Source organism: Mesorhizobium sp. M8A.F.Ca.ET.202.01.1.1, assembly GCF_004791595.1.
Lineage (GTDB): Bacteria > Pseudomonadota > Alphaproteobacteria > Rhizobiales > Rhizobiaceae > Mesorhizobium.
In genome coordinates this window covers 1-23,404 of the sequence record NZ_SRUN01000002.1, presented here as the reverse complement: position 1 = coordinate 23,404, position 23,404 = coordinate 1, and the positions used below count along the sequence as shown (strand labels likewise).

General features: G+C 60.5%; 13 protein-coding genes, 1 tRNA gene and 8 pseudogenes. 10 read left to right on the top strand and 12 right to left on the bottom strand.

The window, feature by feature from the left end; translation table 11 throughout:
- Positions 1-4 precede the first annotated feature (4 nt).
- Both EN845_RS04920 and EN845_RS04915 read right to left on the bottom strand, forming a co-directional pair.
- The gene (locus EN845_RS04920; RefSeq protein WP_127870827.1) at positions 5-2,086 is read right to left on the bottom strand and encodes an ABC transporter substrate-binding protein; all 2,082 of its coding nucleotides are present in this window, start codon (positions 2,084-2,086) and stop codon (positions 5-7) included.
- Positions 2,087-2,239: 153 nt separating this feature from the next.
- Positions 2,240-3,706 (bottom strand): alpha-glucosidase/alpha-galactosidase, encoded by a 1,467-nt coding sequence (locus EN845_RS04915; RefSeq protein WP_127276824.1) that lies wholly within the window; start codon positions 3,704-3,706, stop codon positions 2,240-2,242.
- Positions 3,707-3,772: 66 nt separating this feature from the next.
- Between EN845_RS04915 and EN845_RS04910 the strand changes: the two genes are divergently transcribed.
- Positions 3,773-4,828, top strand: a complete 1,056-nt coding sequence (locus EN845_RS04910) for an AraC family transcriptional regulator (protein ID WP_348630941.1) — start codon at positions 3,773-3,775, stop codon at positions 4,826-4,828.
- Between the two features lie 22 nt (positions 4,829-4,850).
- Here the strand turns inward: EN845_RS04910 and EN845_RS04905 are convergent, their stop codons facing one another.
- From EN845_RS04905 to EN845_RS04885, 5 genes are all read right to left on the bottom strand, one after another.
- The gene (locus EN845_RS04905; RefSeq protein WP_127870826.1) at positions 4,851-6,878 is read right to left on the bottom strand and encodes an aldo/keto reductase; all 2,028 of its coding nucleotides are present in this window, start codon (positions 6,876-6,878) and stop codon (positions 4,851-4,853) included.
- A gap of 36 nt (positions 6,879-6,914) precedes the next feature.
- A complete protein-coding gene (gene ugpC / locus EN845_RS04900; protein WP_127870825.1) occupies positions 6,915-7,994 on the bottom strand; it encodes a sn-glycerol-3-phosphate ABC transporter ATP-binding protein UgpC in 1,080 nt (359 codons plus the stop codon).
- Positions 7,995-8,002: 8 nt separating this feature from the next.
- Positions 8,003-8,839 carry a carbohydrate ABC transporter permease gene (locus EN845_RS04895; RefSeq protein ID WP_127870824.1) on the bottom strand — a complete coding sequence of 279 codons (837 nt, stop codon included), beginning with the start codon at positions 8,837-8,839 and terminating at the stop codon, positions 8,003-8,005.
- Complete coding sequence (locus EN845_RS04890) at positions 8,836-9,696, bottom strand: sugar ABC transporter permease (protein WP_127870823.1); 861 nt, start codon at positions 9,694-9,696, stop codon at positions 8,836-8,838. Before EN845_RS04890 ends, EN845_RS04895 begins: the two co-directional genes overlap by 4 nt.
- Positions 9,697-9,824: 128 nt before the next feature.
- Positions 9,825-11,096, bottom strand: coding sequence for an ABC transporter substrate-binding protein (locus tag EN845_RS04885; RefSeq protein WP_127276327.1), 1,272 nt, complete (start codon positions 11,094-11,096; stop codon positions 9,825-9,827).
- Positions 11,097-11,200: 104 nt separating this feature from the next.
- Between EN845_RS04885 and EN845_RS04880 the strand changes: the two genes are divergently transcribed.
- From EN845_RS04880 to EN845_RS04870, 3 genes are all read left to right on the top strand, one after another.
- A complete protein-coding gene (locus EN845_RS04880; RefSeq protein WP_127870822.1) occupies positions 11,201-12,073 on the top strand; it encodes a helix-turn-helix domain-containing protein in 873 nt (290 codons plus the stop codon).
- A gap of 172 nt (positions 12,074-12,245) precedes the next feature.
- A tRNA-Phe gene (locus EN845_RS04875) sits at positions 12,246-12,321 on the top strand.
- 210 nt (positions 12,322-12,531) lie between these two features.
- The gene (locus tag EN845_RS04870) at positions 12,532-13,752 is read left to right on the top strand and encodes an integrase arm-type DNA-binding domain-containing protein (RefSeq protein ID WP_127310301.1); all 1,221 of its coding nucleotides are present in this window, start codon (positions 12,532-12,534) and stop codon (positions 13,750-13,752) included.
- A gap of 25 nt (positions 13,753-13,777) precedes the next feature.
- On the opposite strand, the pseudogene EN845_RS35985 reads toward EN845_RS04870, so the two are convergent.
- Positions 13,778-13,855: pseudogene (locus EN845_RS35985) on the bottom strand (IS6 family transposase); the annotation flags it as partial.
- Positions 13,856-13,944: 89 nt separating this feature from the next.
- On the opposite strand from EN845_RS35985, the pseudogene EN845_RS04860 reads away from it, so the two are divergent.
- Positions 13,945-14,589, top strand: a pseudogene (locus tag EN845_RS04860) (transposase).
- Positions 14,590-14,797: 208 nt separating this feature from the next.
- On the opposite strand, the pseudogene EN845_RS04855 reads toward EN845_RS04860, so the two are convergent.
- Positions 14,798-15,843: pseudogene (locus EN845_RS04855) on the bottom strand (IS3 family transposase).
- 188 nt (positions 15,844-16,031) lie between these two features.
- Positions 16,032-17,324 (bottom strand): LLM class flavin-dependent oxidoreductase, encoded by a 1,293-nt coding sequence (locus EN845_RS04850; RefSeq protein ID WP_245463608.1) that lies wholly within the window; start codon positions 17,322-17,324, stop codon positions 16,032-16,034.
- 316 nt (positions 17,325-17,640) lie between these two features.
- Between EN845_RS04850 and EN845_RS35980 the strand changes: the two are divergent.
- Positions 17,641-17,904, top strand: a pseudogene (locus EN845_RS35980) (IS3 family transposase); the annotation flags it as partial.
- A gap of 143 nt (positions 17,905-18,047) precedes the next feature.
- Here EN845_RS35980 and EN845_RS04845 read toward each other — a convergent pair.
- Positions 18,048-18,830, bottom strand: coding sequence for a class I SAM-dependent methyltransferase (locus EN845_RS04845; RefSeq protein ID WP_127310300.1), 783 nt, complete (start codon positions 18,828-18,830; stop codon positions 18,048-18,050).
- 812 nt (positions 18,831-19,642) lie between these two features.
- On the opposite strand from EN845_RS04845, the pseudogene EN845_RS04840 reads away from it, so the two are divergent.
- The 4 genes and pseudogenes from EN845_RS04840 to EN845_RS04825 all read left to right on the top strand — a co-directional run.
- A pseudogene (locus EN845_RS04840) lies at positions 19,643-20,837 on the top strand (IS256 family transposase).
- A gap of 54 nt (positions 20,838-20,891) precedes the next feature.
- Positions 20,892-21,027: pseudogene (locus tag EN845_RS35975) on the top strand (IS256 family transposase); the annotation flags it as partial.
- Positions 21,028-21,203: 176 nt separating this feature from the next.
- Positions 21,204-22,373 carry a Xaa-Pro peptidase family protein gene (locus EN845_RS04830; RefSeq protein ID WP_164761741.1) on the top strand — a complete coding sequence of 390 codons (1,170 nt, stop codon included), beginning with the start codon at positions 21,204-21,206 and terminating at the stop codon, positions 22,371-22,373.
- Positions 22,374-22,514: 141 nt separating this feature from the next.
- A pseudogene (locus EN845_RS04825) lies at positions 22,515-22,667 on the top strand (IS3 family transposase); the annotation flags it as partial.
- A 98-nt stretch (positions 22,668-22,765) separates the two neighbouring features.
- Here EN845_RS04825 and EN845_RS04820 read toward each other — a convergent pair.
- Positions 22,766-23,247: pseudogene (locus EN845_RS04820) on the bottom strand (transposase); the annotation flags it as partial.
- Between the last annotated feature and the right edge of the window lie 157 nt (positions 23,248-23,404).

Below are 23,404 nucleotides of genomic sequence, written 5' to 3'. Positions count from 1 at the left end.
AATCTTACATTGGACCCTTGTCTCCAGGCTTGCCGGGAAGCTCTTCCGGGAACAATTCATAATTCGCCTGCTTGTCGGCCGCGACGAAGACCCGTTCGCGGATGATCGAATCCTCGGCCCAGTTGAACATGAAGATCGGCGTGCCCTGCGGAATGTTCGAGAAGCGCTTGTTGACGATCAAGGCGCCGGGATATTCCGTCAGGCCGATATTGTAGACGTGCTCGGTCGAGATCTTCTGGAAGTCCCGCATCAGACTGGCGCGCTGGTTGTTATCCGCCGACGAGACGAATTTGTTGACGATGTCGACGAGGTCCTTCTCGAAAGGCATCAGATCGACCTCGCCGCTTTCCGGCGCGCGATGATCCCAGCTGGTCTTGGGGCCGACTGGAGCGAGCTGCACGGTGTTCTGCACCACGGAGGTCAGCTCCTGCTCATTGCGCCGGATCAGCCAGTCGAAGCGGCCTGAATATTGGGTGGCATCGCGCTGCGTGCCGTTAAGCCCGTTGAGCACGATCCGGAGGCCAAGCTTCTCCATCTGCGCCACCACGCCTTCGGCGAGGCTCTTGTCGGTCGTGTAGTCGTTGTTGACCAGCATCACGATTTCGACGTTCTTGCCGCCGGCGGTGCCGGCTGGAAAGTTGACGAAGCCGTCGCCGTCCGTGTCCTTCAGACCGGCCTTGGCGAGTTCGGCCTTGGCGCCCTTGAGGTCGAAAGGATAGTAGACAGTGGATTTGCGGTCGTAGAAGCTGGTGCCCGAGGAGAGGCCGCCTGGATAGATCGCGGTGAACGGCCCCTTGACGAGGGAATCGCCCAACGCCTTGCGGTCAAGCGCCATGGTGACGGCCTTGCGGAAATCCTCGTTGCGGTTCAGTTCGCGGATCGCCTGACCGCGCTCGTCGGGGTTGCCCCAGCCATTGGCGGAAAAGTTCAGGCGCAGATTGTAGCCGATCAGCCGTGGGCCGAAGGCCAGACGCGCCGGTGCATTCGGCTCGGCCGCGCGCTTCAGGGAGGCAACGAAATTTTCCGGCTGCTCGAGATTGGAGAAATCGCCCGCGCCGGCGACCGCCTGAACGTCGCGGTCGGCCCAGGTCGACAGTTTGTAATGCAGCTCGTTGAGATAGGGCAGCTGGTTGCCCTTCTCGTCCACCTTCCAATAGTAGGGATTGCGCCGCATGACGATGATGTCGTCGGCTCGATATTCGACCGGCACCCAGGCGCCCATGACAGGCATGTTCATGTATTCCGGCGGGAAGGCGTTCTTGAACTGGTCGTAGGTGTTCTTCGAATATTTCGGGTGCTGCGGCTTCAAGATGTGCGCGGGACCGGGGCAGAACGTGCCATAGGCCATTGCATAGAGGTGCTGTTTCGGGAAGGCGTCCTTGAATGTCCACTCGACGGTGTAGTCGTCGATCTTCTTGAGCGTCGTGCCGACGCCGAAGGTTTCCTGGGTGGCGCCATTGAGCGGCGAGACGTTGGGATCCATGACCTCGTCGTCCCAGTAGAACATGACGTCGTCGGCGTTGAATGGCACGCCGTCGGACCATTTGGCGCCCTCGACGAGATGCATGGTCAGCTTGTGGCCGTCCTTAGACCAGTCCCAGCTTTTGGCGAGGTTGGGCAGAGGCTCGGTGTCCTTGGCCTCGACCTGGAACAACGGCGCGGTGCGCGTCAGGCACTCGGAAAGGCCGATGTCGATGCCGCCCCAGCCCTGGGTCTGGCCGGCGCCGTAGTTCCAGCCTTCCGGCCGGCCGCCGATGACGTGGCGCATGGTATCGCCATAGACGCCGATACCGTCCGGCATGTTGGCGGTCTTGAAGACCAGCGGCTCTTTCGGCAGCCGGTCTTTCACCGGCGGCAGCTTGCCGGTCTTGACGTATTTTTCCGTGACCCAGCCGGGCTCGTGATACTCGGGCAGCGCCTTGAACTCCAGGACGGAGTCGCGCGCCACGTATTTGATCTTGCCCTCGGCCGGAAACGTCGCCGGGACCGGCGGGACGGTCGGTTCGGAAGCGAAAGCGTTGAGCGCCGGAACGGAGACGCTCAGCGCCAGTCCAGCGGCAATGCCAATGCTGCGTAGGTTCCTCATTGTCTCCTCCCTCGTGTTCAGACGTCTGCTGCTGCTCGTCCTGTCTAGGCCTCGACGCAATTCCGGACGAAGATTCACACTTCTCCTGGAATTGCTCCGGCACGGCTGACTGCGGTGGACCTGCCTCCCTGGATCCGCCGCCGCGCCCGGTTTTCAGCCGGCCTGTTTCAGCGCGGCCTTTTCGGCGCGCAATTCCTCGATCGAACGCACGCTTCGCCGCGCGGCACCCGCCCATTCGCGGGTCTTGACCGCGGATTTCGACAGTCGCTCCTTGGCCGCCGGAACCGCATGGGCATATTGCGGCAGCCATTGCGCCTGGGCGACGACCATTTCGTCGACCATCTGCCAAACCTCCTCGGGCGTCGACACGGCGCCGACCAGCGGATCGTGCAGCACGGCAAGCTTCAGAAGATCGATGTCGCCAGATATGGCAGCATGGACCGACATGCGCTGGACGTTGATCGAGGCCATGCAAGTGGCGGCACAGGCTTCCGGCAGCGTGATGCCGGCGGCCATGTTGATGCCGAAGCGGTCGACGAAGCCGGGCGACTCGATGATGGCGTCGCGTGGCAGATTGGTGATCACGCCGTCGTTCTTGACGTTGAAGTGGCCACGATAGACGCGGTTGGTCTCCAGCGCCTCCAATATGTGGCTGGCATGCTCGTTGGAGCGCTTTTGCGGATCGATCGGCTTCGACGCCGCTTCGAGGAACTGCGGATATTCGGTCTCGAACCAGTTGCGGGTTTCCGTGGAATAACGGAGGTAGCCGCCGGTCTCGCCGTGGATCCAGTCCGACATGTCGATCCAGCGGGTGATCTCGTCGGGACGCTTGCGGTACCAGGGCAGATATTCGGAGAGATGTCCGTTGCTTTCGGTGGAATAGACGCCGAAGCGCTTCAGCACATCGATGCGCAGCTTTTCCTGCCGGGAATAGACCGGGTGCGCCTCGAAGGCGGCGACCAGTTCGTCCTTACCGATTTCACGCCCGTTTAGCCTGAGCTCGATGAACCAGGTCTGGTGGTTGATGCCGGAACAGACATAGTCGAGTTCCCCAGGCGATTTCGCGCCCAGCACCTCGGCGATCTGTTCGGCGCCGTGCTGGACGCCGTGGCAGAGCCCAACCGTGTCGACCTTGCCGTATTCGATCGCCGCCCAGGTGTTCATCGCCATCGGGTTGGCGTAGTTGAGGAATTTCGCGTTCGTCTCGGCAACCTCGCGAATATCCCGGCAGAAATCCAGGATCACCGGAATGTTGCGCTGGCCGTAGAGGATGCCGCCGGCGCAGATCGTGTCGCCGACGCACTGGTCGATGCCGTATTTCAGGGGAATGCGGATATCGTCGGCATAAGCTTCGAGGCCGCCGACCCGCACGCAGCTGATGATATAGCGCGCGCCCTCGATTGCCTTGCGGCGGTCTGTTGTCGCGGTCACCCTGGTCGGCAATCCGTTCGCCTCGACGATCCTGTCGAGGATCGCCTTGATCATCCCCAGATTGTGCTCGCTGACGTCGGTCAGGGCGAATTCAATGTCCTTGAATTCCGGCACACACAGAATGTCGGTGAACAGCTTCTTGGTGAAACCGACGCTGCCGGCGCCGATAATAGCGATTTTGAAACTCATCACCTTCACCTCGATCCAATCGAATGCTAGGCAAGGAGCAGCAAGGGAGGAAAATGGCCACACGCCTTGGTGTGCATGCCATTCAAGCCGGAATCCGGCTTTCTTTCCTCCCGCCCGCTCCTCGATCGCGGGTTGTTCGCGTTCTTCGAGGCGGGATTATGCGCTTATTCGCGGTCACGGCCAGAGAAGGATTATGCTTTCAGGGGTAATTTTGTGCTGCGTGATTTGATCGCCAACGGACAATCGATGCGGACGGTCTCGCTGCCGCGCGGCCGCCAGCGCCTGCATGCCATGCCGACGAGCACAGGCTATGAGTTACGCGAGGACGTGACCTATGACTGGGATGGGCGCAAGCGCGGCCAGACGCCGTTCACCGTGCTCCAGCACACGATCAGCGGCACCGGCCGGCTGCGCTACGAGAACCGCGACTACCGCCTGCAGACGAACGACACGCTGCTGGTGCTGGTGCCGCACAACCACCGCTACTGGCTGGCCAAGGACGAGCGCTGGGAATATTTCTGGATCTCGATGAACGGCGAGGAGGCGTTGCGCATCCACAAATCGATCCTCGACGTGTCGGGGCCGGTCTTTCGGCTGCAGCCGGCGACGATCGACCATCTCGCCGATTGCAGCCTGCGTCTCATCAAGGGGGCCGCTTCGCCAGGTGCCGCTTCGGCCATCGCCTACGAGGCGGCGATGGCGCTCTATGACGATGTGTTCGGTTCGCACGCTTTTGCCGAAAAACAGAGCGCCATGCAGCCGGTCATCGATCACATCAACGCCAATCTCGACAAAGCCCTGCCGGTGGCGGACCTCGTCCAGATCAGCGGGCTCAGCCGGGCTCATTTCTCGCGCTGCTTCGCCGAGAGCGAAGGCCTGCCGCCCGCCGAGTTCGTGCTGCAGCAGCGGCTGCAACGGGCGGCGAAGCTTTTGACGAAAGCGGACTTCCTGCCGGTGAAGGAAGTGGCCATCCTGTGCGGTTTCGAGGACGCGAATTACTTTTCGAAGGTCTTCCGCCGGCTCTACGGCACGACGCCCAGCCAGTTCCGCACCACCGGCATGTATGCCAGCTTGCAAACCCCGGCCAGGCGCGGCGCCAGACTGTCGGACGACGAGATCTGACGCCGCTTCGAGCCTCGTGCCATCAGGCCGCGTGCAGGCTGCCGCCGTCCAGCCACTCGCGTTGGGCGGGCGAAAGCGCGATGTCCAGCGCCCGCAGGCTGTCGTCCAGTTCGCCCAGCGTGCGCGGCCCAATCAAGGGAACCGACGGGAAAGGCTGATTGAGCACATAGGCCAGCGCAATGTGGATTGGGCTCTTGCGCAGCCGGGCGGCGAGTTCGATCGCGCGGTCGCGACGACCGAAATTTCGCTCGGAGTACCAGACCCGTACCAGTTCCTCGCTCTCCAGCCTGTCGCGCCCGGCGCGGTCGGTGAAGAAGCCGCGCCCCTGGCTCGACCAGGCGAAGTTCGGCATCTGCCTGGATGTCAGCCAGGCCTTCCAGTCATCGGTAGAGGAGGTGATGCAGCCGGCCCAGATCGGCTCCAGCATTTCGGCCAGCGAGAAATTGTTGGAAAGCGCGCCGGGCTTCTGCTTGCCGGTGCGCTCGGCATAGGCAATCGCCTCGTCCATGCGCTGCATCGTCCAGTTCGAGCCGCCGAACGGTCCCCGGATGCGGCCGGCCTTGACCTCGCGATCCATCGCGTCGACGAACTCGCCGACCGGCACGTCCGGATTGTCGCGATGCATGAAATAGATATCGACATGGTCGGTCTGCAGACGGTCGAGCGACTGGGCTAGCTGCTTGCCGATCACGTCGGGATAGCAGAGCGGCGAATGCGCGCCCTTGGCGATAACGACCGATTGCTCGCGCACGCCACGGCTTCTCAGCCATTGGCCGAGCAACGTCTCGGTGTAGCCGCCGCCATAGACATAGCCGGTGTCGAACAGATTGCCGCCGGCCTCGAAGAAGGCGTCGAGCAGGATCGACCCGGAGGAGAAGCTGCGGAAATCCTCAAAGCCGAGCGCCACCACCGAAGCCGGCTTCGCCACGCCCGGAATGGTGCGCTTGCCGATCGCCGTGCCGCCCGAACGCAAGGGCCGGCCTGAGATGGTGTTGGTGCGCAGCGAGGCCTTCTCGATCTCATATTCCAGTCCCACGGCCGCACGCCATCTGTCGAGCACGCGCAAGGTGCCGAGGCTGTCGGCCCAGCCCATGCCCGGCCAGGCGAATTCCTGCCGCCCGGCGCGGATCGCCTCGCCGGCGGCATCGACCTCGAAGGAATAGACGTGGCGCTTCTCGTTGACGCTGATGGTCTCGCGCGTACCGTCGGCGCCGATCACGTCGATCCGGCCGAGGCCGACATCGCGGTCGCCGCCGGCGAACCAGAAGTCGGGAACCTCAATACGCCCCTTTGTGCCGAAGATACGCAGCACATTGTCCTGGTTGAGCGAGATGCTGCAGGAAACTTCCGCGACGATACCGCCTGGAAAATGCAGGACAGCGGAGGCCCATTCGTCGACGCCGGATTGACCAAGATGGGCGGTGCCGGCGACCTTGTCGGGTTCGGCGAATGGCTCTCCCGCGGCGGCGCCGGCAATGAGGCGCACCATCGAGACGGGATAGCCGCCGACATCGAGGATGCCGCCGCCGGCAAGATCGTTGGCATAGAGCCGATGCCCCGGCATGAAATCAGGCATGGCAAAGCCGAAGCTCGACTTGATCATCCGGATCTCGCCGATGGCGCCCGACTTGACCAGGTCCACCAGTTGCAGCGTCTGCGGGTGCAGCCGGTACATGAAGGCCTCGCCGAGGAAGGTGCCGGCTTTACGCGCCGCATGCATCATGGCGTCGGCCTCGAAGGCGGTCAGCGCGAGCGGCTTTTCGCACAGCACGTGCTTTCCGGCTTCCGCGGCCCTGATCGCCCATTGCGCGTGTCCGGGATGCGGTACCGCGATGTAGATGGCGTCGATTTCCGGATCGGCAAGCAGCGCTTCATAGCCTTCGAGGATGCGGGCGCCAGGGAAGCTCTCGGCCAGGCCCGGCTTGCCGGGGTTGCGGGCGCCGATGGCGACCAGTGTCCCTGTGCGCGACCCGGCGACGCCGCCGGCAAAGGCCTTGGCAATGCCCCCCGGCCCGAGGATGCCCCAGCGAATGGGCGTTGATTCAGTCATGTCATTCTCCTTGCGGGCTTGGAAAGGGGCGGCCAGTCAGCGCAGCCGCAGCCCCTTTTCATCGAACAGGTAGGATTTGCGGATGGAAACGGTGACCTCCGATGTCTCGGGGACCCTTGCCGCGTCGCGCTGGATCACCACGTCCTCGCCATGGGTCGTCCTGGCGTAAAGGAAGCTCGTGCCGCCGAGGTGCTCGACCACGTCGATGGCGGCGGTGAGGTCGGCATCGCCTTCACCGGCGCTGCCAAAATGTTCGGGCCGCACGCCGACGATGACCTTGCTCCCAGGTTCAGGCGCGGCAACCTTCAGGGGCTGCGTGATGCGGGTTTTCTCCTCGCCCGCCAGCTCGACCACGACGCCTTTTGCATCACGCCCGACAATGTGGGCCTTGATGAAGTTCATCTTCGGCGAACCGACAAAGCCGGCCACGAAAATATTGTCAGGATTGTCATAGAGATCGAGCGGCCGGCCGATCTGCTCGACATGCCCGCCGCGCAGCACGACGATCCGGTCGGCGAGCGTCATCGCTTCGGTCTGGTCGTGGGTGACATAGACCATGGTGGCGCCGAGTTCCTTGTGCAGCCTTGAGATCTCGACCCGCATCTGGACGCGCAGTTCGGCGTCGAGATTGGAGAGCGGCTCGTCGAACAGGAACACTTGCGGCTCGCGCACGATGGCGCGGCCGATGGCGACGCGCTGGCGCTGGCCGCCGGAGAGTTTCTTTGGGCGGCGGTCCATCAATTCGCTGATGCGCAGGATCTCGGCCGCGCGCTTCACCCGCCGCTCGGTGTCGGCCTTGGGGTTGCCGGTCATGCGCAGCCCGAAGGAGAGGTTCTGTTCGACGCTCATATGCGGATAGAGCGCGTAGGACTGGAAGACCATGGCGATGCCGCGATCGGCCGGCTCGACATCGTTGACCACCTTGCCGCCGATGGCGATCTCGCCGCCGCTGATGTCCTCGAGCCCGGCGATCATCCTGAGCAGCGTGGACTTGCCGCAGCCTGACGGGCCGACGAAGACGACGAACTCGCCATCGGCGATGTCGATGTTGGCGCCGTGGACGACCTCGAAGGCGCCGAAGCGCTTGGCGACGTTTGTGAGCGTGACGGTTGCCATTCTGCTCCCTATTTGACCGCGCCGGCGGCAATGCCGGCGATGAAATGACGCTGCAGGAGCACGAAGACGACGAGCATCGGCACGGTCAGCATCACCGCGCCCGCCATGATGCCGCCCCACGAGACTTTGGTCAGGCCGATCAGCGTGCCGAGCGCCACGGGTGCTGTCATCGAACCCGGCTGGCTGTTGATGAGCAGCGGCCACAGATAATTGTTCCAGGAGGCGAGGAACAGGATGATGCAGAGCGCGGCCAGCATCGGCCGCGCCAACGGCAAAGCGATGAAGACGAAGATGCGCCACTCCTTGACGCCCTCGACGCGGGCGGCATCGAACAGGTCATCGGGCATCATGGAAAAACTCTGGCGCATGAACAGCACGCCAAGCGAATTGAACAGCGGCGGCACGATCAGCGCCACCCACGTGTTGGCGAGCTTGAAGTCGCGCGCCACCATGATGAATTGCGGGATCAGCACCACCGCATAGGGCAGCGTGATGGTGCCCAGGATGATGGCGACGACCACGCTTTTGCCGAAGAACTGGTAGCGGGCCAGCGCCCAGCCGGCCATCGAGGTCAAAAGCACCGACAGGACGGTATAGGTCACCGCCACGCAAACGGAGATGATGATGGCGCCGACGAAGTCGGTGTCATGCTGCAGATTGTTGAAATTGTCGATGAAATTGCCGTGCGGCAACAGTTCGATGCCGGGGCTGAAGATGCCATTGTCGGGCATGGTCGAGAACACCACCATCATCCACAGCGGAAACAGCCAGATCAGCGCCAGCGGCGTCAGGAAGAGGTGCAGCGCGATGCTTCGTTTCAGTCTTGCCGATGAGAGCGAGCTCATTTCGGTTCCCTCGTCAGCCACAGCTGCACCAGCGTGATGGCGATCGCCAGCCCCGCCATGGTGTAGGCGACGGCCGAGGCATAGCCGAAATTGAGCGAGCGGAAGCCCTGGCGGTAAAGCAGCAGGCCGAGCGTCTCGGTGCCGCCGCCCGGCCCGCCGCGCTCGGTGATCAGGAACGGCTCGGTGAACAATTGCATGGTGCCGATGATCGACAGCACGGCGCAGAAGACGATGACCGGCTTCAACAGCGGCAGGGTGATGTGGAAGAATTGCTTGAGCTTGCTCACCCGGTCGAGCGTCGCCGCCTCATAGACATCCTCGGGAATGGATTGCATGCCGGCCAGCAGGATGATGGCGTTGTAGCCGGCCCAGCGCCAGGTGACCGCGATCATGATCAGCGCCATGGCCGGCGTGACGTTGGAGAACCAGTCGACCTTGGGCAGGCCGATGCTGTTCAGGAGCTTGTTGACGATGCCGAAATCGAGGCTGAACATCAGCCGGAACACAGCGGAATAGGCGACCTCGCCGACCACCACCGGGGCGAAGAAGGCGAAGCGGTAGAGGCCGCGCGCCTTGAGCAGCGGCGAATTCAGAAGCACCGCCATCACCATGGCCAGCGCGATCATCACCGGAACCTGGATGACCAGGATGAGCAGCGTATTCTTCAGCGCGTTGAAGAAGGCGGGGTCGCCGATCAGCCGGCCCCAGTTGAAGCCGGGCGCGAAGCGCCAGGGCACGGTGCGCGTCGCCTGGAACGAGATCAGGAAAGAGGAGATGATCGGCCACACCCAGAAGATGGCGAAGATCAGGAGATAGGGCGTGAGAAAGCGATAGGCCGTCGCATTGCGGTTGCGCATCTTTTCTCCTCCTCCTTTCTGTTTTTCCGGTTAGTGAGGCAGCAATTGCCGAAGTAGGCGCCGCCCCTCATCCGCCTGCCGGCACCTTCTCCCCGTATAGTGACGGGGAGAAGGAAGCTGTCAGCACCTCAGGACTTGACCGGCAGCCCGGTCGCCGAGGCGATCTGGCTGGCGGCATCGTCGAGTGCCGCCTTGGCGTCGGGATAGCCGCCGGCGAGATATTTGGTCTGCACCGCGCGCACGATGATCTCGGCATCGCTCTGGAACTGCGTGCCGCGGCTCGGAACAACCTTGGGCAAGGTGCCCAGAATATCCTTCCACACCGCCTGGCCACCCCAGTAGGGCAGGCCCTGGCCGACATAGGGGTCGTTCAGCGCCGAGACCAGCGAGGGGACGAGGCCGAACTCCTTCAGCATGGTGATCTGGCCTTCATTGGTGCCGAGCGTGTATTTCAAATACTCGTAGGCAGCTTCCTTGTTCTTCGACGCCGAGGTGATGGCGAGCGAGGAGCCGCCGAGATTGGCCGCACGCGGGCCGTCCGCGGTCAGGCTCGGCATCAGGTAGACGCCCCATTTGCCGTTTTCGCCCGCCGATTCGGTGCGGATGGTGCCCTCGTACCAGCCGCCATAGACCTGGGTGGCGACGGTTCCGGCGGTGTTGTTGGTGATCTTGGTGCCCCAGTCGGCCGACGAGACGATGCCGGCGTCCTTCATCTCCTTGAGCTTGGTCATGGCGTCGACGCATTTGGGCTGGTTGACCGTGATCGACTGGCCGTCCTCGGCGAAATAGGCGCAGCCCTGTTCGTTGGCGATCATGCGGAAGAATTCACTGTCGCCGTTGAAATCGGCATTGGTCATCGAGACGCCCGGATTGGCGGCCTGGATCTTCTTGCCGGCGGCGATGAAATCGTCCCAGGTCTTGATCGATGCCGGATCGACGCCGGCCTTCTCGTAGAAGTCGCGACGATAGAAGGCGGCGACCGGACCGGAATCCCACGGCATGGCATAGGCCTTGTCGCCGACTTCGAGTTCGGTGCGCTTGAAATCGGGGAATTTCTTCTGGTCCTCGGCCGTGTAGCCCAGCGTGTGCAGGTCGACGAAACAGTCGGGGAACTGGCTCCAGTAATTCTCGGCCTCGCCGTTCTCGATGGTGACGACGTCGGGCAGGCCAACGCCGCCGGCCGCGCATCCGGCGATCGACTTGTCATAGGTCGGCTGGTTGCCGAGATCCTGGACGGTGACCTTGATGTCGGGATGCAGCTTGTTGAAACCGGCAACCGTTGCCTTCAGCGACGAGGCGGCGACATTCCAGCTCCAGATCGTGATTTCGCCGGATTGCGCGAAGGCCGGGGCTGAGCCCAAGGCAAGCGCGAGCACGGCGCAGGACAGTGTGATGCGCATTGAAATCCTCCCATTTCATTTGCTCTCTCTGCGAGCCTGGCTAGACTAGGCACCGGCAAGGGCCTGTCCCCGACAAAGGGAATACGAAATTGGCGGAAAGTAAGATGCCCGAACGGCCGTTTTACCAGCCTGGTGCCAGCAGCGTGGAAGGCCTGCCGTTGCTGCTGCAGATGTTCCACACCAACCCGCTGGTGATGCTGAAGCCGCATTGGCATGCCCAGGTCGAGGTGAATTTCATCGTCCGCGGCTCCGTCCACTACCGCATGAACGAGCACGAAATATCGCTTTCGGCCGGCGAGATGTGCCTGTTCTGGGGTGGCCTGCCGCACCGGATGGACGATTTGAGCGACGACGCCGTCTATGCCGGCGCGCATCTGCCGCTGGTGCATTTCTTTCGGCTGCACCTGCCCGCGGACATACGCCACCGGCTGATGACGGGTGCGACGCTGGTGACCAGCGCCACCGATCAATCCGACAACGACAATTTCGCCCGCTGGAACCGCTATGCCCGCTCGGGCGATCCGGCCAAGGCCGAGCATGCCGTCAACGAACTTCTGCTGCGGCTGGAACGGGTAAGGTTCGAGCCCTACCGGCTGGTGCCGGTAAACACCGCCGGACAGGAAGCGGGCAACCCCTTCGACCAGCAATCGTCGCGCAATGTCGGGCGCATGTGCGATTTCATCGCCGAGAATTTCCTCTACGACATCGATTGCGTGAACATAGCGGCGGCCGCCGACATCCACCCCAAATACGCCATGAGCCTGTTCAAGAAATCGACCGGCATGACGCTCAACGAATATGTCAACCTGTTGCGGCTGAGCTATGCGCAGGCACTGTTGATGCACCAGGACGCCAACGTGCTGCGCGTCGCCATGGACTCCGGCTTCGGCTCGCTCAGCGCCTTCAACAAATCCTTCCGCAAGCTGGCCGGCATGACCCCATCCGACTTCCGCAAAGGCCTGGCAGGCGCCAGATAGGCGGGCGCACGGCATGCAAACCGGCCCATCGGGCGGCATTTCTTTTCCTGCGGGAAATCCACACCTGGGCGCTGGACAGGCCGAATTCCCGTGCTATAACCCACGCGCTTTCAAGGGGCGCCCACGGTGCCTTCATGAAATCCGGAACACGACTTTTCGTTAGCCGGAGCAGGCCCAGATAGCTCAGTTGGTAGAGCAGCGGACTGAAAATCCGCGTGTCGGTGGTTCGAATCCGCCTCTGGGCACCATCCCCTGTTCTCCCGATAATCTCCTTCGCCGAAGCTTCTACGCTTCTGTTTCTGCAAGCAGCGGAAATCGTTGCCGATTTTGGCACACAAGGTGCAGTTGGTCGGGTCTTGTAGAATTTCGGGGTAGTTGGTCCAACGAGGCGGAGGGCTGGTATTTCTGCTGGTATTGGACATTCTGATGGTATCGTCCAGCCAAATGGAGCCCCGAAAATGGCCCTTTCCGATGTGAAATGCCGAAATGCCCGACCCACTTCCAAGCTCATGAAATTGTCTGACGGTGGTGGGCTCCAGCTTTGGGTGCAGCCTACCGGATCTCGCCTTTGGCGCCTCGCCTATCGTTTTGGCGGCAAGCAGAAACTTCTGGCGTTGGGCAGCTATCCCCTAATCTCCCTCGCTGAGGCACGCGAGGCGCGCGATACGGCCAAACGCCTACTCCTTCGTGGCATCGACCCGGCACAGGAGCGTAAGTTGCAAAAGTTCCATTCGGCAAAGGACACGTTTCGCTCAATCGCGGAGGAATATGTCGACAAGCTGAAGATGGAAGGACGTGCCGATCGGACCATCACCAAAGTCAAATGGTTGCTCGATTTTGCCTATCCATCCTTTGGCGACAAAGGCGTCCGGGAGATCGATTCGGCCACAATTCTTACCGCTCTAAGGAGCGTGGAAGCTCGCGGTCGATACGAGTCGGCCAGGCGACTGCGCTCCACCGTCGGGAGCGTGTTGCGGTACGCAATCGCGACCGCACGCGCCGAGGCAGATCCGACTATCGCTTTGAGGGGCGCACTCATCAGCCCGACAGTCACGTCGCGTGCCGCAATTACCGATCCTAAGGCCTTGGGAGGCTTGCTGAGGGCGATCGATACATTTGACGGACAGGCTACAACCCGAGCCGCCCTGAAGCTGATGGCGCTGCTGTTTCCCCGGCCCGGCGAGTTGCGCGCGAGTGGATGGGACGAGTTCGATTTCGAAAGCTCGGTGTGGACCATCCCTGAAGGACGGATGAAGATGCGACGGCCGCACCGCGTATCCCTTTCAAGGCAGGCCGTCAGCGTCCTGACCTCACTTAAAGAAATCTCTGGTGGTGGATCGCTGCTGTTTCCTAGTGTTCGATCGGTTTCGCGTCCGATTTCCGACAATACGCTTAACGCCGCCCTGCGCCGTATGGGCATTGGCAAGGAAGAAGCTACGGCGCACGGTTTTCGAGCAACGGCATCAACTCTGCTAAACGAATGCGGGAAATGGCATCCGGACGCCATAGAGCGTCAGCTGGCCCATATTGAGAACAACGACGTTCGTCGTGCGTATGCCCGGGCAGAGCACTGGGAAGAGCGGGTCAAGATGATGCAATGGTGGGCCGATTATCTGGATGAACTGGAGAGCAAAAACGCGCGAGTGATCTCAATCGGGAACCGTGACATCATTAACTGAAGGCTCAGTTGGAGAAGGGAAGTAGCAGCCAAACTGCATGCGCAATGATCTCGCCAGGAAAACGATGGCGGCGATAGAGCGGATCTCGAACAATCTTCAACATCGTGACCTGATGCGGTGGACGGCCTCCGCTCCCGGCATCGCAATGTGCCAAAGTGTGGCTGTCGAAAGTCACATAAGGGAGAGCCGTCCATGGAGAAGGTTAGCACAGTCGGTTTGGATATAGCCAAGCACGTCTTTCAGATCCGCGGCGTAGAAGCGTTGGGCGTGGCAGTCCTCCGCCGAAAGCTGCGTCGTGACGATGTCGCTGGTTCCTTCAAGGTGTTGCCGCCGTGCCTGATCGGAATCGAGGCGTGCGCGACCGCACACTACTGGGCTCGGGTCCTAATGGCGCTGGGTCACGAGGTTCGGCTCATGCCGGCGTCGTACGTCAATGTGAAGAGGCAGAAGAATGAGGCGATGGATCCCGAGGCGATCTGCGAAGCGGTTGAGCCGTCTGCTCGATACAACTCCTCGAATAGGTCCAATCACTGCAAGCGATCGCTGCGACCGTAGCGGCGAAACTCATCGGGTGGTAAAGACCGCCTCGGCAGGATCAGCAAGCAGGGCGATCCATATCTCCGTCGTCTACTCGTGGTCGGTGCCCACGCCGTGCTCCGATTCAGCGCAAAAAGCAAAGTGGCGTCTACCCGCTGGGCTACCGAACTGCTGGCGAAGAAACCATATAACGTCGTCGCCGTCGCCTTAGCGAACAAGATGGCGAGGACCGTCAGGGCGTTGATGGCGACCGGCCAACGCTTTGAGGCTCCCGGTCGCGAAGGATTCAGAGATTGGTGAGGTGCTGATGGTGTGATGGCGAACCGTCGAGCCGGGGTCGGACTAACCCGCTCAGTGGGTGCCGCTTGAAAGCGCGTTAACCTGTCTGGGATCCGATCAGCGGACTACATCAGGGCCAGCGACATGAACGAGCCGCACTCAAAGGCCGAATACATGCCTGCACCAGAAGCGCCGAGAAAGCCCTTTAAGGTAGAGTTTCCCGGCTTTCTCACGATGGCGGGCTGGCGGCGCCATTGGCATGAAGCAACGAGATCGGGGCCTTGTGCCCGATCGCCACATGCGGGCGCACCTCGTTGTAGTATCTGCGCCAATCCTTCGGTCGCGTCGGCAAGGGTCAGGAACCAGTGGGCGTTCAGGCACTCCGCCCTGAAGCGGCCGTTGAAGGCTTCGATGTAGGCGTTGTCGGTGGGCTTTCCCGGCCTGCTGAAGTGGAGCGTCACGCCTTTCGCCTAGCCCATAGGTCGAGGTCGCGGGAGACGAACTCAGAGCCTTGGTCGACGCGGATCGTCTTCGGATAGCCGATCTTCGGACAGACCTGTTCCAGTGCCCTGACCACATCCTCCGCCCGATAGCCGAACCGCGGGTCGAGCACAGGCACATGGCGGGAGAACGTGTTGACGACCGTCAGCACACGGATCTTCTTGCCCGTCGCGAGCTGGACGAAGTCCATCCCCAGACGTCGTTCGGCCCGACGGCTTCCTCCCGGCCTTCCCGCAGCTTCGCCTTCACACGCCGGCTCGGCGTCTTGTTCCTGAGCTGCAGACCCAAGTCCCTGCAAGTTCGATAGGTTCGCTTCATGTTGATGTCCCAGCCCTCGCGCGTGAGCATCACGTGCACGCGCCGGTATCCCTAGCGGACCCGTGTGGCGCAGATGTCCTTGATCCGAGCTTCGATGCCGGCCTGACATCGCGGCGGCGGGACTTGTAGTGATAGGTTGACGTGTCGAACTCCAGAACCCGGCATGCTCGCCGGATCGACACGTTCCACTCATCACACGTCTCGGCCACCAGCTCGCGTTTGCGACCAGGCCTCACAGTGTTCGATTGACGTCCTGCAGCATCTCCTTGTCCAAGGACAGATCGGCCACCAGCTTCCTGAGGTTGCAGTTCTCGTCCTCAAGCTGCTTCAGCCGCTTCATCTTGGTGGGCAGCAGTCCGTCGTATTTCCTCTTCCAGTTGAAGTACGTCGCCTGGCTGATCCCGCCCTACGACAGATCTCCGCGACGGGGATTCCGTCCGGCCCCTGCTTCAGAATGAACGCCTACTGCGCGTCCGAGAACTTCGATGCCTCCATCGCCTTCAGCTCCTCCCAGCCAAGGGATGTTACCGCGGAAACTCCACTTTGAACGATCCAGTTTTCAGGGATCAGAGAGTCAGAGGAATCGCTTTACACCGCAGATTTCCCTCAGTTTTCAGTTAACGTTGCGGTGCCCTTGGGAGGCCTTACACCTTAAGCGTTTCTCTGAGTGTCGAGCCCGGATACTCCCTGCGGAAGAGTCCACGCTTTTGGAGGATGGGCACGACTGATCGAGTGAAGGCCTCAAAAGAGCCGGGCATTTCAGTGGGCGTGACGATGAACCCATCGCAGCCCTTCTTCTCGAAAAATTCCTGGAGTTGGTCGGCCACGCTCTCGGGCGTGCCGACGAGTTGAGGACAGAGCTCGCTTGTGGCGAAGCGCTTCGCCGCCTCTCCGAGCGTGAGATTGCCGGCCTTGGTCCCCTGCAGGATGACATCGAAGGAGCCACGAGAGCCGGCCTCTGCCGGAATGTCGCTAATCGGCTTGTCTATCGGCCATTGTGACAAGTCGAGTCCGGTATGGGCTGACATTAAGGGGATCCCGATGCGAGGTTCGACAAGTTCATTGATGTAAGCCTGCTTCTCGCGCGCAATCGATTCCGTTTCGCCGACGATCGGGTCCACCGAGACCAAGATAGAGCAATCGTCCGGATTCCGCCCCCCGCTGTCGAGGCGATGCTTCATGTCAGCATAGAACTCCTGCATGTCCGGCAACGAATGCTGGAGCGTAAAGACGAGCTCGGCGTAGGTGGCGGCAAATTTGCGTCCGCGCAGTGACGATCCGGCCTGCATGATGACCGGATGCCGCTGAGGGCTCGGTGGAACGGTGAACATGCCACTCGCACCGACGAACTTCCCGGCGATCTCGGTGCGGCGCATCTTCGCTTCGTCAATGAAGTCGCCGCTTTCCTTATCGATGACGAGGGCGTGATCGGACCAACCCGTCCACATGTCAAGACAGACATTTAGGACCTCCTCGGCGCGGTCGTAGCGTTCGTCGCGCCCCGGGAGCGCATCCTTGCCGAAATTCTGCGCCGCCCGGTGGTATGAGGAAGTCACGATATTCCAAGCGATGCGGCCGCCGCTCAGCACATCGAGCGATGAAAGCACTCGGGCTATCGCATAGGGCTCTTGGAAGCTTGTGGAAATGGTCACGCCGAGTCCAATGCGCGACGTCGCTCGCGCCATCATCGCGATAAGAGGGACAGGATCAAGTAGCGACATCTGCCCTCCCCGAGCCATAGCGTTTTCGCTGTGGAAGCACAGGGTATCGGCAAAGAATAATCCGTCAAATCTGCCGACCTCAAGGGTTCGAGCCAGCGTTTCCCAGAATGCCGGGTCGAGAAACCTGTTTTCTGTTTCTGGATGACGCCACATGCCGTGATGATGGAAAGTTGGCCCGGCCATGAGAAACGCTACGAACTTCATTTGTCGTGACATTCTGCTTTCCTCTTCATTTTTTAATTTATGTATACGTGCTAACGAAGCAAGGGTCGCGCCAATCTAGAACTCCTACTGCTACGTAGCTGTTTTAGATTCATTTTCTTAAGCCACTAGAGGGCAGAGCCAAACTGTCCCGCAAGGCGCAAGATATACCCCAGCTATTGGCGGATTAAGGACATTGTGATGTCCTTTGCGATCAGGCCCGCGATAGGATCAGAGAAGTCAATTTGTATGCGATCATGCCTTTTTTCTCGCCTCGGACGGTTTCTTTGGGTGAACACAATCGATATTGCGAACCATCGCTCGAACTCGCCAATACGCCTTGATCGAATTCACTGAGAGCTCGGCGGAGACCAGCGTCGAGACCTCGGTTGGGAGCGTCGGCAATTTCCTTGACAACGCTCTGTCGTAACGACTACCGCTCTACACAAGGCCGAGGTGATCCCTCCATGCGGACCATGGCGTTACGTCGAGGCCGTGGCGTTCGCGACGCTGGAATGGATCGACTGGTCCAGTAATCGCCGGCTGCTGGAGCTTATCAGCAACATCCCGCCGGCCCTTAGGGGAACGCTACTAGGCCATACTCGAAAAGCTAGCCATGGCGGCGCGTCTCAAAGCAAACAGCCTCCGAAACCTGGCGCGGTTCATACAGCTTGTCATCTCTACCTCTTGACTAAGCCCAGGCTCCATGACGAAATCGATTAGCTTTATGTGATCACCTCACCCGCGTTGAGCATGCCATGCGATAGAGCGAAATCGCAGGCTGGCCGGCTGCCACCTTCGAAACGTCTCCGCAATCATTTGCAGTATGGAATTCCAATGCTCAGGTGAGACTTGACTCGGGATATCATGTCTCCCAGCCCAAAACTTGACAAACCGCTCTTCGCTCATGGATACAGCTTCGGTGCTAGCGAGAGAGATGCAGTTGCCCAGATTGGGATATTGATTGAGGAGCGGTTCGTAGGTTCCCATTTGACCGACGAGTGTAGTAACCGCCCGTCGCAAAGCGGGTGCCATATCGCGTATCCTATTTTCGATTTCAAGTTGAAAGGGATCCCTCTCAAGATCTGCAAGAAGGGTCACAATGGTGAAAAACCCGCGAGGCCGCAAGATTCGCATGCTTTCGCGAAGTGCTTCGCGCGCGTTCGTCAAATGGAACGACAGGCTGTAGCAAACCCAATCTAGCGATGCGTCGGCGAGGCCCGTGCTTTCTCCCGGTGCATTGATCCAGGAAACGGCAGGATAAGTTGGGCCTAGCTTTCGCCCCACCTCAACCATCTGACTATCAGGTTCCACAGCATACCCTGAAAGTCCCATGTCAGCTAAGGCATAGGCAATTTGGCCAGTACCTGCGCCGATATCCCCGAAGATCGGACGCTCGGCGGAGTGCTTTACTTCATCGAGAAGAGATTGAAGGACTCGCCGGGAAAACGGAGGGAACGCAGGATAAAACTTCGCTATTTCGGAAAAGCTTCCAAAAGACCGCCTACTCGTAACTTCCATCTTCTACTCCACTGCGTTGTTGACTTCTTACATCGGGCCATTCGCTATGAGCCCCGGCAGCCCAGCCGGCGCGCTGCCTTGGAAGAAAGGCTTCAAAAATCGTGCCAACTTGTCTATCGAACTGGTGCGAAGAATTTTCGACCAGTTTGCGCCGTCTACCTGCGGATGAAAAATGAGCCATCGGCCAAACAAGCCTGTCACAGCCGCGACAAACCCGACAATTGTCGCATCGTTCGTCTGAATTGCTCCTGAATAGTAAGTTGTGCCTTCTGTGATTGCTGCCTCTGATACAAGAAGTATCTGAGGCAATGAGGGCGTAGTCGCGTGGCTCTGATAAAGGCCTTCGTGCCTGGCATTTTCAGAGGCCGTTTATGATGATAGCGGGTCCGGTTCGAACTCATTTCCGAGCACGGCTGCTTGGGGGCAACGGCTTTCCTGATCTGGATCTAGCTTACGTCGGCTCGGCTAAGCGAAGCATTCGCCCAGGCCCGCCTTGTGCGCCCAGAGATCCGTGGAACCGTGTGTCGCCCCAGCGCGCTGACCCGGTGCAGCAAAGGTTCGCCGTCTCAGCATCTCGAAGCGCTCCGGAGAACCAACGAACCCTTAGGTGCATTTCCTCAATGCGAACTGCCAAGCTGTCCTTCACGGCGGTGACCCGAGTGGGCAAAGATAGAACACTTCCTAATTGAAACGGTAGGCAGGGACCTCTTCAACGGAGAAAGGGGTAGCGTGCTGAGGGTTCGGCTGAGAGAGGGCGGTCATGGCAGGCTGGTGATTGTTCACGTCACCGATTCCCGCGAAGGAACGCCACCATGACCAAGACAGAAAGTAAGACCGCCAGCGCTGCCGTCAAAGACATTCTGCTTTCGAACCCGGATGGATTGCACGAGGTGATCCGCGCGGTGATGCAGGAGGTGCTCGAGGCCGAGATGGACGAGGCGCTGGGTGCTTCGAAGAGCGAGCGCACGCCGGAGCGTCTCGGCTATCGCTCGGGTTACTATGGCCGTACCCTTGTCACGCGTGTCGGCAAGCTTGAGCTGCGGGTTCCGCAGGACCGGGCGGGCCGCTTCTCGACCGAACTTTTCGAGCGTTACCAGCGTTCCGAGCGGGCCTTGGTGGCCACGCTTGCGGAGATGTATGTGCAGGGCGTGTCGACCCGGAAGGTCAAGGCGATCACCGAAGAGCTGTGCGGCCATGCGTTCTCGGCCTCATCGATCTCGGCCATCAACAAGCGGCTGGACGAGAGCCTGAAGGCCTTTGCCGAGCGCCCGCTTCAGGAGCCCTTTGCCTATCTCATCCTCGATGCCCGCTACGAGAAGGTGCGCGAGGCCGGCATCGTCACGAGCCAGGCGGTGCTGATCGCGGTCGGCATCGACTGGGACGGGCGGCGCCAGATCCTGGCAGTGGAAATGGCCAATCGCGAAAGCCGCTCGGCCTGGAGGGATTTCCTCGTCGCGCTGAAGACGCGCGGCCTCAAGGGCGTCGAGCTGGTTGTCTCTGACGACCATGCCGGCCTGGTCGCGGCGATCGGCGGGGTGATCCCCGAAGCCGCCTGGCAGCGCTGCTACGTGCACTTCCTCAGGAACGCGCTCGATCACCTGCCGAGAAAGCACGGCGACGACTGCCTGCAGGAGTTGCGCTGGCTCTACGACCGGCGCGATCTCGCCGAGGCCAAGGCCGATCTCGCCGCATGGCTTGCCACATGGTCGGGCCGCTATCCGCGCCTGACGAGCTGGGTAGAGGAGACCATCGAATGCACGTTGACCTTCTTTGCCTGCCGCGCCAGCACCACAAGCACCTGAAGTCCACCAAAATGCTGGAACGCCTCAACGAGGAAATCCGCCGGCGCACCTATGTCGTGCGCATCTTCCCGAACGCCGAAAGCTGCCTGCGCCTGGTCAGGTCGCTGGCCGTCGAAACCAACGAAAACTGGATGGAGGCCAACCGCTACATCAACATGGACGACTGCGCGAGCACAAGAAGCTCGCTTTGCGCCAAGCCGCATGACCAGCTTCATGGCCGCCCCTTTTTGCAGAACTTGACGCACACAACCGAAAAGGGCTCGATCACCTGTGTAGGGAGCATGGCGCATTGCATGTAGGAAGTGTGCGCTGGGTCTATGACCGACGCGATCTCGCAGCATGGCTGGCCAAGTGGTCGCCAAGCTATCCCTGAGCTGACGAACGGAGTGGAGGAAGCGGACAACACACGGCTAGACGGCGTCGATCTGGAGGAAATGGCCGGGCCATTTCGGTTTGCTGCCCTTGGGCAGGCGTATGGCGTAGCGCTTGCTGACAAGGCGGAAGCGGCGGCCGCCAAGCTGCGGCGCAAAGACGGGTATAAATGCCGGCCCCTTTAATTGAGGTGAGACACATGTCCGATAGACTACTCGTGCGCAGTGATGAGTACGCGAGACGCATCGACGCACTCCGGAAGTGCATGGCAGAACAATCTCTTGATGCGTTTGTGATCTCAGACCAAGACCACTTTGAATATTTTACAGGCTACAAGTCCCTGTTCTGGATCTCTAAAGCTCGGCCGTACTTTCTGGTCGTTCTGAAAGAGAGCGACACGGTGATGGTCGTGGCAGCCGCTGCCGAAGCGAAGACATTTTCTCAAACGCCCGAGCTGCCTGCAGGTGTGATGCACCGGCAGTATTCCGGCTTCATCGAGGGTGCGGTTGATAAAGTGGTCGAAGTTCTCGGGCAGGCCGACCTTCGCAGAATTGCGCTTGATTATGGATTCGAGAGTTTCGGCCTCGGTTCCCTCAGTTTGCTTGACAAGCTAAACGCCCAATTTCGTGCAGCACAGCTCTTGGAAGGTGCAGATTTCATTTGGCCCATCCGAATGATCAAGACGCCGGCGGAAATTGCCCAGAAGCGGCTTACGCTCGGGATCGCGCATGGCGCGTTCCACCATTGCTTGAACAATTTGACGCTGGGCACGACGGAAAAACGATTCGCCAAGGCCTTGACCCTCGAGCTGATCGAACGTGGCGCCGATTCGGTTCCGTGGCTCCCGGTGCGTTTTGGACGAGAGGATTTCGCTTATAGCCTGCCGCCGAGCGATCGGGCGCTGGCAAAAGATGATTTCATTTGGGTTGATATCGGTTGCTGCATGTTGGCTTCGACTTCAGACGTCAATCGGATTGCGAAGGCCGGCCGCGTCACCGACGAAGAGCAAAGCATTTACACTCAGGTTCGAAACATAACAACCGCGACCTTGTCTGCAATTAGGCCGGGCATGACCGGTGCCGATGTCTACGGCGCGTTCGAAGCGTTTGCCAAGCAAACTGAGTTGGGGTTGCCGAGCGCAACTGCGTCCCGGATCGGCCATGGGTCCGGACGCAACCTGACGGAGCCACCCTCGATCGCGGCTACCTCGAAGGAGGTGATTCATGAGGGGATGATCATCCACGTCGAGCCGAAATACGAAATGTGCGGTGGAGTATTCCAGTTGGAGGAGGTTGCCGTGGTGACAAAGAACGGCGCAGAATTCATTACAACGCTTTCTGCAGAACGATTTCCCGAAATTTTGCTCTAATTGGAATTATTCATTCGGAGAATAATCGACGCGGATTTACCGCCTTCTTCGCGAACACTCTGGTCTTGCGGTGAGCCGACACAAAGATAGGCCCCTCTGAGCATGTCTCAGCTGCGAAGCGCGCCGTCGCTTCAGCGGGCAATGAGCGAACGGCGGGCGTGTAAAGCCATCGGCTGTTGCCGCATGACGGTTCGCTACGAGACCAGCAGGCCGGACGACCGCGAGCTTCGCGAGCGGATGAAGGCGATCGCGCAGGAGCGTCGCCGGTTCGGCTACCGGCGTCTTCTCGTGATGCCGCAGGAAAGCGGCCCTCACCGTCCTCGATACGAGCTTCTGATCCAGGCGGAAGACCCGAGATTATCTACAGGGTCATCGAAGCGATGCCCTTACGGCTAGCTGACAGAGGTTCTTCCACCTGGCACCCGCCCTTCAACGACGAAGGGCCGGAAGTCGGAACCACCTTTGACGACAGCGTGCACGACGCGGGCCATCTTGGCGGTGATAGCGGTCATTGCCTTGCGGCGTAGATCGGGATTGTCGCGATCGCTCGCAATGTAGCCTTCGAACTTATGACGGAAGCCATTCTCCCGCTGGCGGATCGCGACTTGTCCGGCGATCCACAGGGTAGGGCGCAGCCGAGCATTGCCGAATTGAAAAGGCGGGTCTGGCCCCGATATTGGCCTGACTGCTGTGTCGAGAGGTCCAGCCTGCAGAACTTTAGAAACTGGCGACGATGAGCGAAACGGCGAAGATCGCCGGCTTCGGCAATGATGGTCAATGCGTTGATCGGTCCAATGCCCGGGATTTGTCGCAGGAGCTGATAATCCTGGCTGTGCCGCAACAGCTCGTCGGCCTGCGCTTCGATCTCATTGCGCAAGCATGCGATCCGAGTGCTCCGTCAACGCGCGTCGAAGATACCTGGCAACAAGAGGCACAGCCTTCGCTACGGCGGCGATGTTCGCGAAGCGCTCGTGGTGTTTGTGGGAGGCATCGGAGCGGCTGTGTTCCAAACGGCTGCGGCCGTTGATACC